At 62.4% G+C, this 14,857-nt stretch carries 14 protein-coding genes and 1 other annotated feature; of the genes, 5 read left to right on the forward strand and 9 right to left on the reverse strand.

The features are described from left to right. Positions 1-133 precede the first annotated feature (133 nt). The 3 genes from K7H91_RS07840 to K7H91_RS07850 all read right to left on the reverse strand — a co-directional run bounded on the left by K7H91_RS07840 (position 134) and on the right by K7H91_RS07850 (position 2,971). Complete coding sequence (locus K7H91_RS07840; RefSeq protein WP_230719656.1) at positions 134-742, reverse strand: formyl transferase; 609 nt, start codon at positions 740-742, stop codon at positions 134-136. A gap of 83 nt (positions 743-825) precedes the next feature. Further along, positions 826-2,069, reverse strand: a protein-coding gene (locus K7H91_RS07845; protein ID WP_230719657.1) for an IS3 family transposase whose coding sequence is annotated in 2 segments (ribosomal slippage) — positions 826-1,778 and positions 1,778-2,069 — 1,245 coding nt in all. Because the reading frame shifts where the segments join, the coding sequence is not laid out codon by codon here. Next, positions 1,657-1,785, reverse strand: a sequence feature (AL1L pseudoknot). (Overlaps the previous gene by 129 nt.) 296 nt (positions 2,070-2,365) lie before the next feature. Next, positions 2,366-2,971 (reverse strand): exopolysaccharide biosynthesis protein, encoded by a 606-nt coding sequence (locus K7H91_RS07850; RefSeq protein WP_230719661.1) that lies wholly within the window; start codon positions 2,969-2,971, stop codon positions 2,366-2,368. Between the two features lie 135 nt (positions 2,972-3,106). On the opposite strand from K7H91_RS07850, the gene K7H91_RS07855 reads away from it, so the two are divergent. Together K7H91_RS07855 and K7H91_RS07860 are read left to right on the forward strand one after the other, a co-directional pair. After that, positions 3,107-3,361 carry a hypothetical protein gene (locus tag K7H91_RS07855; RefSeq protein WP_230719662.1) on the forward strand — a complete coding sequence of 85 codons (255 nt, stop codon included), beginning with the start codon at positions 3,107-3,109 and terminating at the stop codon, positions 3,359-3,361. Between the two features lie 62 nt (positions 3,362-3,423). Beyond that, positions 3,424-3,690, forward strand: coding sequence for a DUF7218 family protein (locus K7H91_RS07860; protein WP_230719663.1), 267 nt, complete (start codon positions 3,424-3,426; stop codon positions 3,688-3,690). Positions 3,691-3,697: 7 nt separating this feature from the next. Here K7H91_RS07860 and K7H91_RS07865 read toward each other — a convergent pair whose 3' ends face one another. Beyond that, on the reverse strand, positions 3,698-4,156 hold the full coding sequence (locus K7H91_RS07865; protein WP_230719665.1) for a MarR family winged helix-turn-helix transcriptional regulator: 459 nt from the start codon (positions 4,154-4,156) through the stop codon (positions 3,698-3,700). Positions 4,157-4,372: 216 nt separating this feature from the next. On the opposite strand from K7H91_RS07865, the gene K7H91_RS07870 reads away from it, so the two are divergent. Genes K7H91_RS07870 through K7H91_RS07880 form a run of 3 tightly spaced genes read left to right on the forward strand, consistent with a single transcriptional unit; the run spans position 4,373 to position 9,170 of the window. After that, positions 4,373-6,148, forward strand: coding sequence for an N-acetylglutaminylglutamine amidotransferase (locus K7H91_RS07870; RefSeq protein WP_230719857.1), 1,776 nt, complete (start codon positions 4,373-4,375; stop codon positions 6,146-6,148). Positions 6,149-6,158: 10 nt separating this feature from the next. Continuing rightward, positions 6,159-7,973 carry an N-acetylglutaminylglutamine synthetase gene (ngg, locus tag K7H91_RS07875; protein ID WP_230719667.1) on the forward strand — a complete coding sequence of 605 codons (1,815 nt, stop codon included), beginning with the start codon at positions 6,159-6,161 and terminating at the stop codon, positions 7,971-7,973. Between the two features lie 3 nt (positions 7,974-7,976). Next, complete coding sequence (locus K7H91_RS07880; RefSeq protein ID WP_230719668.1) at positions 7,977-9,170, forward strand: osmoprotectant NAGGN system M42 family peptidase; 1,194 nt, start codon at positions 7,977-7,979, stop codon at positions 9,168-9,170. A 17-nt stretch (positions 9,171-9,187) separates the two neighbouring features. On the opposite strand, the gene K7H91_RS07885 is transcribed toward K7H91_RS07880, so the two are convergent. Genes K7H91_RS07885 through K7H91_RS07905 form a run of 5 tightly spaced genes read right to left on the reverse strand, consistent with a single transcriptional unit; the run spans position 9,188 to position 14,774 of the window. Further along, complete coding sequence (locus K7H91_RS07885) at positions 9,188-10,120, reverse strand: acetamidase/formamidase family protein (RefSeq protein WP_230719670.1); 933 nt, start codon at positions 10,118-10,120, stop codon at positions 9,188-9,190. Then, a complete protein-coding gene (locus K7H91_RS07890; protein WP_230719671.1) occupies positions 10,117-10,911 on the reverse strand; it encodes a FadR/GntR family transcriptional regulator in 795 nt (264 codons plus the stop codon). Before K7H91_RS07890 ends, K7H91_RS07885 begins: the two co-directional genes overlap by 4 nt. Next, positions 10,908-11,903, reverse strand: a complete 996-nt coding sequence (locus tag K7H91_RS07895) for an ABC transporter ATP-binding protein (protein WP_230719672.1) — start codon at positions 11,901-11,903, stop codon at positions 10,908-10,910. The genes K7H91_RS07890 and K7H91_RS07895 overlap by 4 nt, the downstream gene beginning before the upstream one ends. Beyond that, positions 11,896-13,830: a dipeptide/oligopeptide/nickel ABC transporter permease/ATP-binding protein gene (locus K7H91_RS07900; RefSeq protein ID WP_230719673.1), complete on the reverse strand. Its 1,935-nt coding sequence runs from the start codon at positions 13,828-13,830 to the stop codon at positions 11,896-11,898. Before K7H91_RS07900 ends, K7H91_RS07895 begins: the two co-directional genes overlap by 8 nt. Further along, a complete protein-coding gene (locus K7H91_RS07905) occupies positions 13,830-14,774 on the reverse strand; it encodes an ABC transporter permease (RefSeq protein ID WP_230719674.1) in 945 nt (314 codons plus the stop codon). The genes K7H91_RS07900 and K7H91_RS07905 overlap by 1 nt, the downstream gene beginning before the upstream one ends. Positions 14,775-14,857 lie beyond the last annotated feature (83 nt).

The raw sequence follows: 14,857 nt of genomic DNA on the forward strand, positions 1-14,857 counted from the left end.
AAACGCCCCAAACTGTTCAGACAAACCGAGCCACCTCTGTTTGACCTTCAACACTTTCATGCCTCTCGCGCCGTGTGTAGACGTCGCATCCGAGATGCCAAGCGTGCGGCACGCCGTTCGTATCGTTGCGAGACTATTTGATCCCGCGCAATCGTCCGATGAGATACTGTCCGATAGTTGGATGAAACCACTGTCGACTGATATGGCTCGTGGCGGTGGCGGGCATCCTATCCAAGGCAACGGATAGATCGGTAATTATTTCCCTGATGTCATCAAGGGCTGCGGCCTGTTGGAGAAGCGGATACGTGGCGAAGGTATCGTCTTGCGATGGACGTATCCGAACTTGTCGTAAAGGCTGCCCTGTATCTACGCCTGGGTCGACCAGATGAATTGTTGCTCCAAAGTTGTCCGGTTCTCCGTTCCACATAGCCCAGTATCCCCCATGTACGCCGCGATACATTGGCGTAATGCCGGCATGCGTATTAATGAATGGCGCCTCCACACAGCCCAGCACGTTTGGTTTGATAATTCGGGTTCCATTAACGAGCACGACATCGGGCATGAATCTTGTTAGCGCATCAGGTACATTTGGCTCGTTAACGCTGGCTACCTCGAGAGAATCGCTCAAGATATGAGGATTCGCGGTTAAATTGTAGTCGGCCATAATCTGTTCAAGACGCGACTTCGAGCTAAATCGAACCAATGGCGCAATGAGTACTTGAAACAAAAGCTGGCCGGTCACGACCCACATTCCCAAACGTCGTCGCCTGAAACGTAGCATCGCACTGAACCGCGCCGGGTTTGCCGGAGATCGTTTGGTTTAAGTTATGCGGCCAACGCTGGTGCGTCCAGCTTGGCATAGTACCGTTCTTCGGCCTCTGCGGGCGGAATGTTTCCGATCGGCTCCAGAAGGCGTCGGTTATTGAACCAGTCGACCCATTCGAGCGTTGCGAACTTTACGGCTTCGAAGTTGCGCCATGGACCTCGCCGATGGATATCCTCCGCCTTGTAGAGCCCGTTGATCGTTTCTGCGAGAGCGTTGTCGTAACTGTCGCCAACACTTCCGACAGGCGGTTCAATGCCTGCCTCTGCCAGCCGGTCGGAATAGCGAATAGATACGTATTGCACGCCGCGATCCGAGTGATGGATAAGGCTGCTACGATGAACGGGCTCTCGATCATGAAGCGCCCGATCCAGAGCGTCGAGGACGAAGCTCGTATGGGCAGTGCGGCTTGCTCTCCAGCCGACAATGCGTCGTGCAAAAGCATCGATCACGAAAGCCACATAAACAAAGTCCTGCCATGTCGCGACATATGTGAAATCGGAAAGCCAGAGCATATTCGGAGCCGGTGCTTTGAAGTGACGATTGACCCGATCGAGCGGACATGGCGCGTTTTTGTCCGGCGTTGTTGTTCTGGCGGGCCTGCCTCGGATCACGCCTTGCAGCTCCATCGTCCTCATGAGCCGGGCGACAGTGCATCGGGCAATATCGAAGCCCTCGCGCTTTAACTGCCGCCAGACCTTGCGCACGCCATAAACCCGGAAGTTCTCGTGGAACACGCGGCGTATCTCGATCTTCATGGCCATGTCGCGTCGAGCGCGGACCGACAGGCGATCCACGTCAGTGCGCTTGGCAACGGCATCGTAGTAGGTGGATGGGGCAATCGGCAGAAACCTGCAGATCGGCCCAATATCCGACATTGGCCCAAGTGCGGAACGATGTTCATCGATGAAGGCAATCATCGCTTCATTGGGCGGTCGAGCTCGGCTCAAGCAAAATACGCAGACGCCTTGCGCAAGATCTCGTTCGCCTGACGAAGCTCCCGGTTCTCGCGTTCCAAAGCCTTCATCTTCTCCGCGACATCGCTCGGTAAACCGGTCCGCTTGCCGCTATCCACCTCAGCCCGCTTCACCCACTCATTGAGCGTATGTGCCCAGCAACCGATCTTTGCAGCTATCGAGGAAATGGCTGCCCACCGCGAAGGATGTTCGGCTTCGTGTTCCATCACCATCCGAACAGCCCGGGTGCGGACCTCTGGCGAATATATATTGGTCGTCTTGCTTGTCATAGACCCTACTTCTCGCGAGTTGAGGCCTCCGGCAAACCCGGCGCGGTTCACCTTGATACGTGCAAGATAGGTTTCGCTCTTTTATCCCGGCGCTGTGTAAAAGTGAACTCACCGATGTGCGGCGCCACACAACTGACGCGAAAGACTGAGATCGGGCCAATCGACCTTGAATTTGGTGTGACAACCCAGGTTCACATAAGGCAACAATGTGTCGGCGAGAATACAGGCTCCCAGCCAGACATTTTCCATCAGTTCTTTGCCGTTGCGACTTCCCGGGGGGCGACAGTTTTCTTGCCTCAAAGCGACGACAGCACGCTCATCACGCCCCAGGCCACGGCGCCCAGCGGCACGAGGGCCAGCAGGGCGAAGATGCCGTCGCGGGTGAGGATCGAGAAGGCGATCAGGGTCACGGCGACGCCGATGAGGGAGGAGGAGAACGGGATGAACTCCATCAGCGGCATGATCGCGCCGAAGATCACGCAGGCCAGCGGCAGCAGCCATTTGAAAGGACGCTTGAACAGGAAGGTCAGGCGTTCGCGCGCGGCCCTGTCGATCATGCGCGTCAGCGGCAGCACCTTCTGCATGGCGGGTCGGAACTTGTCGGAGGCGATCTGTCTTTTCCGGATCCAGCCGGGGAGCCAGATCTGGCTATGGCCGACAAGCTGCTGGGCGGCGATCATCATGATGATCAGGCCGCACAGCGTCGAAAGCCCCGGCACGCCGCTCAGCGGCGTGATCAGCACAAGCGCCGGGAGGATCAGAAGCGGCACGAACGAGGCATGGCCGAAGGAGACCATGAGCCGGTCCACCGAAACGTGGCCGTCCCCTGCCTCTTCCATTGTGCGTTCGACAATCTCCGTCAGCGAATGGAATTCGCGTTCGGATTCCGATGCGGTCGGCAAGCCAGCCTCCTCGACGAGTGGGCGATGACTGCGAAACGCCGCTTTCCGCGCTTGGTTCCGGCAGACGGCGTTGGGCATTGCAATTCGCAACGCCCTGTGTACCTCTTCTTTCCAACACAACAAAGCGAGGAAACCATGTCGGAACAACGTTTGGAACGGTTGGAAGCGCAGATGGCGGCGCATCAGGAAGTGCTGATCGCGCTTGCCGCGGCGCTTGCCGAGGGCAGGGACTATTCGGTGTTCCGCCGCGCGCTTGACGGGTTGCTGACGGTCAAAGGTCAGGAGGAGGATCCGGGCTTCGAGCCGGACGAGGCCTTCGCCTTCCAGTACCGGGTTGCCGAAACGATCCGCACGATCGTCGACGGCGCGGAAGCGCGCGCCAACCGGTAGCAGCCCGGAACCAAAAGCCCGCCTCCATCGTTTGTCAGGTAAATTCGATGGAGATGGATGTCATGCCCACCGCGAAAGATGAACCCCGGATCAAGGACGAGGATACCTATCAGGCTCTGCGTCGAGACGGAGCCTCGAAGGAAAAGGCCGCGCGCATTGCCAACGCAAAGGCCAATGACAGCATGAAGCCCTCCAAGAAGGGCGGCGAGTCGCAGCCCTATGAGGAGTGGACGCGCGACGATCTTTATGAACGCGCCCGCGAAATCGGCATTGAAGGCCGGTCGAAGATGAGCAAGAAAGAGCTGATCAAGGCGATCCGAAACCACTGAGACGGGGTCACCGCGCCATGTCCTCGGGGTTTTTCGCGTCTTTGCGATCCAGAAGGTCAGCCACCATCTTGAAGGCCGTGACGATATCGGCCTGCTCTTTGCCGGTAAAAGTGGCGAAGTCGGCGGCAAACCCGTCGGCGAACAGCGATGGCGCGGCCTCAAGTGTGTGCGCGCCCGCCTCGGTCAGTTTGGCCTGCACGGTGCGACGGTCGCTGGTGGAGCGAATCCGGGTGATCAATCCCTTGGCCTCGAGCTTGTCGAGAATGGTCACGGTGGTGGCCGGGCTGAGGTCCGCCTGCTTGGAAATCGCCGCCGTCGTCAGCGCGCCCTGGTCACTCACCGCCTTCAGCACAACGATCTGCGGGATTGTCAGCCCTGTCTCGCGGCCGATCCGTTTCGAGCGGATATCAATCGCATGGGCGATCCGACGGATCGCCTTCATCACCGCATCGGCATTCGTGATCACTGTATCAGGTTTGTTGTCCATCATCGCGGAAAGTAGTTACAACAGAAATCATTTGAACTCAAATGATTTCTGTTGTAACTAAAACCGAACCCGAGATGCGGGCTTTGCGCCCGCGCCATGAAAAACAGTCTGCGCCGCGCGGTGTCCGCGCCGGCGTTTTGCCTTATGCGCCCGGCTGAACCGGGCAGCCAGTCTACAGGAGCGACCGACCAGACCATGTGTGGTATTGCCGGAGAGATCAGATTCGATGGAACCCTTGCAGATTCCGAGGCCGTGGCCCGGATTACCGCGGCGCTCGCGCCGCGCGGGCCGGACGGCAGCGGCATCTTCGCCCAGGGGCGTTTCGCCTTCGGTCACCGCCGTCTGAAGATCATCGACCTGTCGGAAAAGGCCGCCCAGCCGATGACCGACCCGGAACTCGGTCTGACTATCGTCTTCAACGGCTGCATCTACAATTATCCCGAACTCCGGCGTGAGCTGGAGGACAAGGGCTACCGGTTCTTCTCCACCGGCGATACCGAAGTGATCATGAAGGCCTATCACGCCTGGGGCCGCGATTGCGTGAAGCGGTTCCACGGCATGTTCGCCTTCGCCATCGTCGAGCGCGACAGCGGCAAGGCGATGATCGCGCGCGACCGTTTCGGCATCAAGCCGTTCTATTACGCCATGAGCGGCCGCAATATCCGTTTCGCCTCGACGCTGCCGGCGCTGTTAAAGGGCGGCGGCATCGACAAGACCGTCGATCCGGTGGCGCTGCACCATTATATGTCGTTCCACGCCGTGGTGCCGCCGCCGCACACCATCGTCAAGGGCGTGCGCAAGCTCCCGCCGGCCACAACCCGCTGCTTCGAACCGGACGGGTCGTTCAAGGATATCCGCTACTGGTCGCCAAAACACGAGCGCGATGCCGCGACCGCCAAACTCACGCGCGAGGAGTGGCGGGATCGGGTGCTCGATGCGCTCCGCATCGCCGTCAAGCGCCGCATGGTCTCCGACGTTCCCGTCGGCGTGCTCTTGTCGGGCGGCGTCGATTCCTCGATCATCACCGGTCTGCTGGCTGAGGAAGGCCAGAAGGATCTGATGACGTTTTCGATCGGCTTTGAGGAGGCCAATGGCGAAAAAGGCGACGAATTCACCTATTCCGACCTGATTGCCGAACGTTTCGGGACCGATCACCACAAGATCTTCGTGCCGTCCTCCGAACTGATGAGCGCGCTGCCGGACACGATCAACGCAATGTCGGAGCCGATGGTCTCCTACGACAATATCGGCTTCTTCCTGCTGTCGCGCGAGGTCTCCAAGCACATCAAGGTGGTGCAATCCGGCCAGGGCGCGGACGAGATCTTCGCCGGCTATCACTGGTATCCGCCGCTGGAAAACTCCAACGATGTCGTCGGCGATTACGCCAAGGGCTTCTTCGACCGCGACCACGCCAAGCTTTCGCGCCATCTGTCGGACGAATGGCTGGCCGAGGAGGATGTCAGCCGCGCCTTCGTCGAAAGCCATCTGATGGCGGCGGGCGCCGAAGGTCCGGTCGACCGGGCGCTGCGCCTCGACAGCCAGGTCATGCTGGTTGACGACCCGGTCAAGCGGGTGGACAATATGACGATGGCCTGGGGTCTGGAGGCGCGCGTGCCGTTCCTCGACCATGAGCTTGCCGAACTTGCGGCCACGATCCCGCCGGAGTTCAAGCTCAATGACGGCGGCAAGGGCGTGCTGAAGGACGCCGCGAGGCTGGTGGTTCCTCACGAGGTGATCGACCGCAAGAAGGGTTATTTCCCCGTGCCCCAGCTTAAATACATTTCGGGCGAGTATCTGGATATGGTGCGCGATGTGCTGACCAGCCAGGTCTCCAGCGAGCGAGGGCTGTTCAGGAAAAGCTATCTGGACGACCTGTTCCTCGATCCGATCGGCCACATCACGCCGCTGCGCGGTTCGGAACTGTGGCAGGTCGCGCTTCTGGAAATGTGGCTGCAGTCGCACGACATCTGAGGAAAAGCCGATGAGTTCGGACAAAGGCTCCAGGGACGATCATCGCGGGCGCGAGGCCTATGCACACCGACTGAAACGGATGCGTTCGCATGGAATGAAACCGCCGATCCCCGGCGGCGAGGAGCACGGTGACATGACGCCGGACGCCTCGATCGATTGCGGTTGGGGGCGGGTGGTGTTCGGCCAGACGTTTTCCGACACCAAGCTACTGATCGAGACGCTGCGCGCCGAAGTGCCCGATCACCGCGATATCGCGATCTATGTCCGCGATCCGCATGTGGTGCTGGCGAACGCGCCGCAGGAGGTGTTTCTCGATCCCTCGCATACCTTCCGGCTGGAGCTTTCCACCTACCGCCCGGCCTCCAAGCCGCCGCAGGGCTTCTTCATCCGCCGGCTGACATCGGAGATCGATGCCCAGGCGATCAACCGGATTTACGCCGCGCGCGGCATGGTCGTGGTCAGGCCGGACTTCTTCTGGCGTCAGCGCGATGCCCGCTCAATCTCCTATTTCGTCGCCGAGGAGGAGCACACCGGCAATATTCTCGGCACGGTGACCGGCATCGATCATTCGCGGGTGTTCAACGATCCGGAAAAGGGATCGTCGCTCTGGTGCCTGGCAAGCGACCCGCAGGCCCGCCAGCGCGGCATCGGCGAGGCGCTGGTGCGCAGGCTCGCCGAGCATTTTCTCGCCCGCGGCGCGTCCTATCTCGATCTGTCCGTGCTCCACGACAATGATCCGGCGATCCGGCTCTACGAAAAGCTCGGTTTCAGGCGGGTGCCGTTCTTCACGGTCAAGCGCAAGAACCAGATCAACGAGAAGCTTTTCACCGGACCGGAGGCGGATGACTATGAAGAACTGAACCCCTATGCCCGACTGATCGTGACCGAGGCGCGGCGCAGGGGGATTTCAGCCGAAATCACCGATGCAAGGGGCGGCTTCTTCCGGCTTTCCTATGGCGGGCGCTCGATCCATTGCCGCGAAAGCCTTTCGGAACTGACGACATCGGTGGCGATGTCGATCTGCGACGACAAATCCGTGACCCGCCGCTTCGTCGAGGAGGCCGGCGTCAAGGTGCCGCGCCAGATGACGTCGGATGCCGGCGAGGATGCGATCCGCGGCTTCCTGGAGGATGCCGGCCATCTCGTGGTCAAGCCCGCGCGCGGCGAACAGGGCAGGGGCATCTCCGTCGGGATCACGACCTATGAGGACCTCCAGGAAGCCGTGAAGGCGGCCAAGGCCTATTGCGACACGGTGCTGATCGAGGAGATGGTGGAAGGCGAGGATCTGCGCCTGATCGTGATCAACTATCGGCTCGTGGCCGCCGCCATGCGTCGCCCGGCCCATATCGTGGCCGACGGCAAATCCTCGATCGAGCAGTTGATCGCGAGCCAGAGCGAGCGGCGCAGCGCCGCAACCGGCGGCGAATCCTCGATCCCGCTCGATGCCGAGACCGAACGCACGGTGCGCGATGCAGGCTACACCTTCGCCGATGTGCCGGAGGCTGGCACCGAAATCCGGGTGCGGCGAACCGCCAATCTGCATACCGGCGGCACCATTCATGATGTCACCGATATCGTCCACCCGAAGCTGGTGGATGCGGCGATTTCGGCGGCGCGCGCCATCAATATTCCGGTGGTGGGGATTGACCTGATGATCAAGTCCCCGCAAAACCCGGACTATGCCTTTATCGAGGCCAATGAGCGGCCGGGGCTAGCCAATCACGAGCCGCAGCCGACGGCCGAACGGTTTGTCGACCTGCTGTTCCCGCTTTCAATGCCGGCCGGCGTACGCCATTCGGTGCGCGAGGCCCACAAGAACGAGTAGCAGATGAAACGATTGACGATTGACGCCGATTACCTGTCCGACATTCTCAAATCGCTCCTCGCGATCCCCTCGCCGACAGGCTACACCGACCCCATCGTCCGTTTCGTCACCGGAGAGCTGGAAAAGCTCGGCCTTTCGGTGGAGCTGACAAGGCGCGGCGCGATCCGCGCCGTCCGGCGCGGCGTCGACAGCCGCGGCGCGCGCGCCGTGGTCTCGCATGTCGATACGCTCGGCGCGCAGGTGAAATATCTGAAATCGAACGGAAGGCTGGAACTGGTGCCGATCGGCACATGGTCGGCGCGGTTCGCCGAGGGCGCGCGCGCCACGATCTTCACCGAAAAGGGGTCCTATCGCGGCACCATCCTGCCGCTGAAGGCGTCCGGGCACACTTTCAACAATGAAATCGACGAGCTGCCGGTCGGCTGGCAATATGTCGAGCTGCGCGTCGATGCCCTGACCCGCGACGAGGCCGATCTCGACCGGCTCGGCATCGAGATCGGTGATATCGTCGCGATCGATCCCCTTCCGGAATTTCTGGACAATGGCTTCATCGTCTCGCGTCATCTCGACAACAAGGCCGGCGTGGCGCTGATGCTGGCCGCGCTGAAGGCGATGCAGGACGAGAATGTCGAAACCCCGGTCGCCAGCCACTGGCTGTTCACGATTGCCGAGGAAGTCGGCGTCGGCGCCTCCTCGATCGTTTCGCCCGAGGTCGCCTCGCTGGTCTCGATCGACAACGGCACCTCGGCGCCGGGCCAGAACTCGTCCGAATTCGGCGTGACCATCGCGATGGCCGACCAGACCGGCCCTTTCGACTGGCATCTCACCAAGAAACTGGTCGATGTCTGCAAGGCCAACGATATCCGCTACCAAAAGGACGTGTTCCGCTACTACCGTTCGGATTCGGCAAGCGCCGTGGAAGCGGGGGCGGATGTGCGCACCGCGCTGGTCGCCTTCGGCGTCGATGCCTCGCACGGCTATGAGCGCATCCACATGCATGCGCTGCGCTCGATCGCGGAAATGATCACGGCCTATCTGACCTCCGATGTCGAGATCAAGCGCGACTTCCAGCAGTCCGGCCCGATGACCGGCTTCACCCGCCAGCCGACCGGCAAGGCCAAGCAGGAGCTTTCGGCCGACGTCGAGAGCGAAACCATCGACGATCCGGCGCATCCCCATCACGCGGGCCATGCCTGAGGGGCAGGGCGGATGCTCTATCCGAACACGATTCTGGGAAAATAAAACGACACCACCCAGTTCGGCGCGTCGACGATCTCGCTGATCTTCAGGTCGCCGGCGACCGAGCACAGCATGTAGGCATCCTCGGGCGCAAGCTTACGGGTGCGCGACAGGTGGTCGATCATCGCCGAGACGGCATCGCGAGCAGCCGCCATCAGGTCGGGCCCGATACCGGTGGTCACCTCGTAGCCAGCGGCATCGAGATGGCGGGCGATCGGGCCGGGGGTGGAGAAATGCGGGGTCTTCGGGGCGGCGTCCTTCACAACTTCCACCGTGATCGCAACATCCATCGCGCTTTCGATCGCCGTGCCGCAAACCTCGCCATCGCCCTGGGCGGCGTGGGTGTCGCCGAGTGACAGCAGCGCGCCCTCGACCTCGACCGGCAGATAGAGCGTCGTGCCGGCTGCGATATCGCGGATATCCATATTGCCGCCGACGCGGCGCGGCGGGATAACCGAATGGTTGCCGGGCTCGGCCATTGCGACCCCGATCGTGCCGATGAAGGGGCGCAGCGGCACGGAGGCAATATCGTTGAAGACGGCGGGCTTTTTTGCCGTTGTGTCATAATCCCAGAGCTTCAGCTTCGGCTGCTCGAACTGATCGACCAGCAGCCCGAAACCCGGAATGATCGCGCTCCAGCCGAAGCCCGATGGCGTGAATTCATGGATCGTCACCTTCAGCGCGTCGCCCGGCGCGGCACCCTCCACGTAAACCGGCCCCGTCAGCGGATTGACGTTGGCTGGGTCGGCGGTGAGGATATCGGCGGCGGTGCTGCCGTGGTGATAATGCCCGTTGCCGGCATCACGGCAGGCGAAGGTCAAGGTTTCGCCCGACCTTGCGAAATGCACCGGCTCGATCGCCCGGTCCCACCCGAGATGGCCTTCGTGGGAATGGATGGTGCGGATCATGTCCTGCTCCCTCTTCCTGCGGCCTCCCGGTTCAGCCGCGCCCGTTCAAGCATATAAGCCTCGGCCTCGGCCATATGTTCCGCCATGATCTTGCGGGCCCGGTCCGGGTTGCGGCTGCGGATCGCCTTGATCAGTTCGATCTGGTAGAAAACGCCGGTCTCGCGCAGGCCCGGATTGGGCGTCTGGTAGATTTCCCGGCATTCCGGCAGGTCGCGCAGAAGGTTCAAGAGCAGGCCGCAGGCAAAGCCGAGGACGGGGTTTTCCGCATGGCGCGAAAGCTCGGCGTGGAAGTCGAGCTCGGCGAGGCGCTGGACATATTCCTCGTCGGCGGATTTCGGCTCGGCCTCGTAGAGCCGGATCGTGGCCTGCAGATCATCAATCGCTTCGTCGGGCAGATGAAGCGCTGCGTCTGCCGCCAGTTCCGGCTCCAGAGATTTGCGCAGCGCGTAAATGTCGGAGATCGAGGGCGGCGCGCGCAGGAACAGATTGGTCACGGTCTGGATCGCCTCGTCAGGGGCGACCGCGCGGGCAAAGACGCCGCCGCCGGGGCCGGTCTTGCTGGCGATCATGCCCTGGAATTCGAGGATTTTCAGCGCCTCGCGCACCGTGCCGCGCGAGGCGGAAAGCTGCTCCGGGTCCAGCCATTCCGCCGGCAGTCGGTCGCCTGGCTCGAGCCCGGCCTCGATCATCCGCTCGCGCAGCATGTCGGCGATGATATCCGGCCGCTTGCGCTTCTTTTCCGCAAAGGGCGGGGCAAAGGCCTGGCGGCTTTCGAGGCTGGGTCTGGTCATGCCGTCCTTTTCACCATCGGATGGAAGCAGGCGGCTTCGTGGCCGGGCCCCCCTTGCGCTTCATCTATCGGCGGAACATGCGTCTGGCAATGCTCCGTTCCGTTGGGACATCGGGCGAAAAAGGCGCAGCCCTTCGGCGGATTGTAGGGATCCGGCAGCTCCGCCTCGCTATCGCCGCCGGAGACCGCCTTGCGGCCCGGCGCGGGCGCGGAATTGAGCAGCAGATGGGTGTAGGGATGCAGCGGCTCGGCGAACACCGCATCGCGGCCTCCCAGTTCCACGATCCGCCCGAAATACATCACCGCCACCCGGTCCGAGATCGATTCCACGACCGACAGGTCATGGCTGATGAACAGGTAGGTGAGGCCGAACCGGCTCTTCAGGTCATCGAGAATGTTGAGCACCTGCGCCTGCACCGAGACATCGAGCGCGGAGACCGGTTCGTCGAGCACGATCACCTCCGGATCGGCGGCAAGCGCGCGGGCGATGCCGATCCGCTGGGCCTGCCCGCCGGAAAATTCATGCGGGTAGCGCTCGAGGAATTCTGGCGCGAGATTGACGGCGTCCATCAGCTCTTCCAGCCGCTTTGCGCGTTCGGCCTTGTTCATCTTCAGAAGATGGATCAGCGGGGCTTCAAGGATGGTGCGGATTTTCTTGCGCGGATTGAGCGAGGAGACCGGGTCCTGAAACACATATTGCACCTGGCGGGCCAGCGCGCGCGGGTTCTTCTTTGCCTCGCGCGCCAGATCGCGGCCTTCGAAGGTGATCGTGCCGCCGGTGGGCAGGTCGAGGCCGGAGAGCAGGCGGGCGAGCGTCGACTTGCCGCAGCCGCTCTCGCCGACAATGCCGAGCGTTTCGCCCTTCTTGACGTCGAGAGTGACGTCCTGCACCGCGTGGACGGCGGGAAGCGCCTTGCCGAACAGCGTCTTGCCGCCGCCGAAGATGCGCTCGGCCCGATCGATCGCGATCAGCGTTTCATTGGCCTCAGGCATCGGCGGTCTCCCGGTTGAGCGGATGGATGCAGCGCGCCCCGCGCTCCTCGCCGAAGGAGAGCATCGGGATGTCGCCCTTGCGACAGTCCGCCTGCACATAGGGACAGCGATCGGCGAAGGCGCAGCCATCCGGCAGGTCGTTGACCACCGGCGGGCGGCCCTGGATCGCGTCAAGTCGCCGCTCGGGCTCGCCCAGCACCGGCACGCAGTCGATCAGCTTGGCGGTGTAGGGATGGGCCGGGTTGGCGAGGATTTCCTCGGTCGTGCCGGTTTCCACGATCCGGCCGGCATACATCACCGCCACCCGGTCGCAGATCGCCGAGACCACGCCGAAATCATGGGTGATGAACAGGATCGCGGTGTTGCGCTCCTTGCGCAGCCCGTTCATCAGTTCGAGGATTTGCGCCTGCACGGTGACATCGAGCGCGGTGGTGGGCTCATCCGCGATGATAAGCTGTGCGTCATTGGCGAGCGCCATGGCGATCGAAATGCGCTGGCGCATGCCGCCGGAAAGCTCGTGCGGAAAGGCGTTCAGCCGCTCGGCCGCATTGGGAATGCGCACCGACTGCAACAGATCGGTGGCTTTCTGGCGCGCCTCGGATTTCAACAGCGGCTGGTGCGCCTGGATCGCCTCGATCAACTGATCGCCAACGGTGAACAGCGGATGCAGCGTCGACAGCGGGTCCTGGAACACGTGGCTGACCGCGCCGCCGCGCAACTGGCGGATGCGCTCGTCGCTTGCGGCAAACAGGTCCTCGCCGGAAAACCACGCGGCACCCCCGGCAATGCGTCCGGGAGGGGTCGGCACAAGGCCCATCAGTGACATCGCGGTCACCGACTTGCCGGAGCCCGACTCGCCCACGAGCCCGAGACATTCGCCTTCGCGGATATGCAGGTCGACGCCGCCAACGGCCTTGTAGATGCTGCCGCCGACATGGAATTCGGTGCGCATCTGCTGCACGTCGAGCACCGCGTTTTCGCGCGGCTTCTCGTCGGGCGCCGCATCGCGTTTGACGGCGGTGCGCGCGCCGGGGCGGGCCAGCGCGCCGGATTTCAGCCGCGGGTCGAGCACGTCGCGGATGCCGTCGCCGAAAAGGTTGATGCTCATGACAAGGGCGAAGATCATCAGGCCCGGCACCATCGAGACATGGGCGTCGGTGAACAGCACCTTGCGGCCGTCGCCGAGCATCGAGCCGAGATCGGCCTGCGGCGGCTGCGCGCCAAGACCGAGGAAGGAGAGGCCGGCGGTTTCCAGGATCATCCAGCCGATCGTGGTCGACATGGTGATGATGATCACCGGCAGCACATTGGGCAGAACCTCGCCGAACAGGATGGCAAAATGCGACTTGCCCGAAAGCCTTGCCGCATCGACGAATTCGCGCCGCGACAGGCCGAGTGTCATGCCGCGAATATTACGGGCGAAGAAGGGGATATTGACCACGGCGATGGCATAGAGCGCGTTCAAGAGGCCCGGGCCGAGGACGGCGACGATTGCCAGCGCCAGCAGGATATAGGGGAAGGCCATGACCATATCGATGCCGCGCATCAGGATATTGTCGGTGCGCCCGCCGGCATAGCCGGCGACAAGGCCGATCAGCGAGCCGAAGAAGGCCGCGATCAGCGTGGCGGAGACGCCGACGGCGAGGCTCACCCGCGTGCCCCAGATCAGCCGCGACAGGAGATCGCGGCCGAGCGCATCGGTGCCGAGCAGATGCCCCTCGGAAAAGGGCGGCAGCAGGCGGACGGAGGGATCGGTGACATTCGGTGGCTGCAGGGGCAGGATGGGCGCGGCCAGCGCCACCAGCACGATCAGCGTCAGGACGATCAGCCCTGTGGTGGCGAGCGTGTTGTTGAGCAGAAGCTTCACCGCGCTCGGGCGGCCGCCCTTCTTCTTCTTCACAGGTGTGGAAATCGCAGCGTCGGTCATCAACGCAACCTCGGATCAAGCATGGTCTGGACGACGTCGGCGGCGAGGTTGAACAGCACATAGGCCGCCGCCACGATCAGCACGCCGCCCTGGACGGTCAAAAGGTCGCGGGTGGAAATCGCGGTCACCAGCATCGAGCCGATGCCCGGCCACTGGAACACGGTCTCGATATAGACCGCACCGCCGAGCACGAAACCGGCCTGGATGCCGAGCACCGGAATGACGGAGACGAGCGCGGCCTTGAAGGCATGGCGCATGATCACCCGGCGCTCCTTCAGCCCCTTGGCGCGGGCGGTGCGGATATAGTCCTGGCGCAGCACTTCCAGCATCGAGGTGCGGGTCAGTCGGGCGACCACGCCGGTTGCCACGACGGAGAGCGTGAAGGCGGGGAGGATCAGGTGTCTGATGAGATCCATCGGCCCGCCGCCGCCATAGATCGCATACATGCCGCTTGCCGGCAGCCATTGCAGCTTGACGGCGAAGACTAGGATCAGAAGCAGGCCGAGCCAGAACGAGGGTACGGAAATGCCGATCAGCACGAACAGTGTGACCAGCTTGTCGGTGAAGCCATACTGGCGCACCGCCGAGACGATGCCGGCCAGAAGGCCAAGGATGGAACAGAGCACCAGCGACGTGCCGGCAAGTATCAGCGTATTGCCGAAGCGCTCGGTGATGATGTCGATCACCGGGCGGTTCTGGGTATAGGAGCGGCCGAAATCGCCCTGGAGAATATTGCCGAGCCAGATGAAATATTGCTGCACCAGCGGCTTGTCGAGCCCGAGCGCGCGGTTGATGCGGTCGACATTTTCCGGCGTGGCGTAGGAGCCGAGAATGGCAGTCGCCGGATCGCCGGGGATCATCGCCATGATCGCGAACACGATCACGGTCAGGCCGAGAAGCACCGGAATGACAGCCAGAAGCCGCCTGAGGATATAGTGTGCCATGGCGTGTTCTCCGTGATGGCCATGCGATCAAGGGCAAACGGCGATTGCCGCAAAGCCCCCCAATCTTCTCGCCCCGGAGGGGA

Source organism: Martelella mediterranea (assembly GCF_021021415.1).
GTDB classification, from domain to species: domain Bacteria; phylum Pseudomonadota; class Alphaproteobacteria; order Rhizobiales; family Rhizobiaceae; genus Martelella; species Martelella mediterranea_C.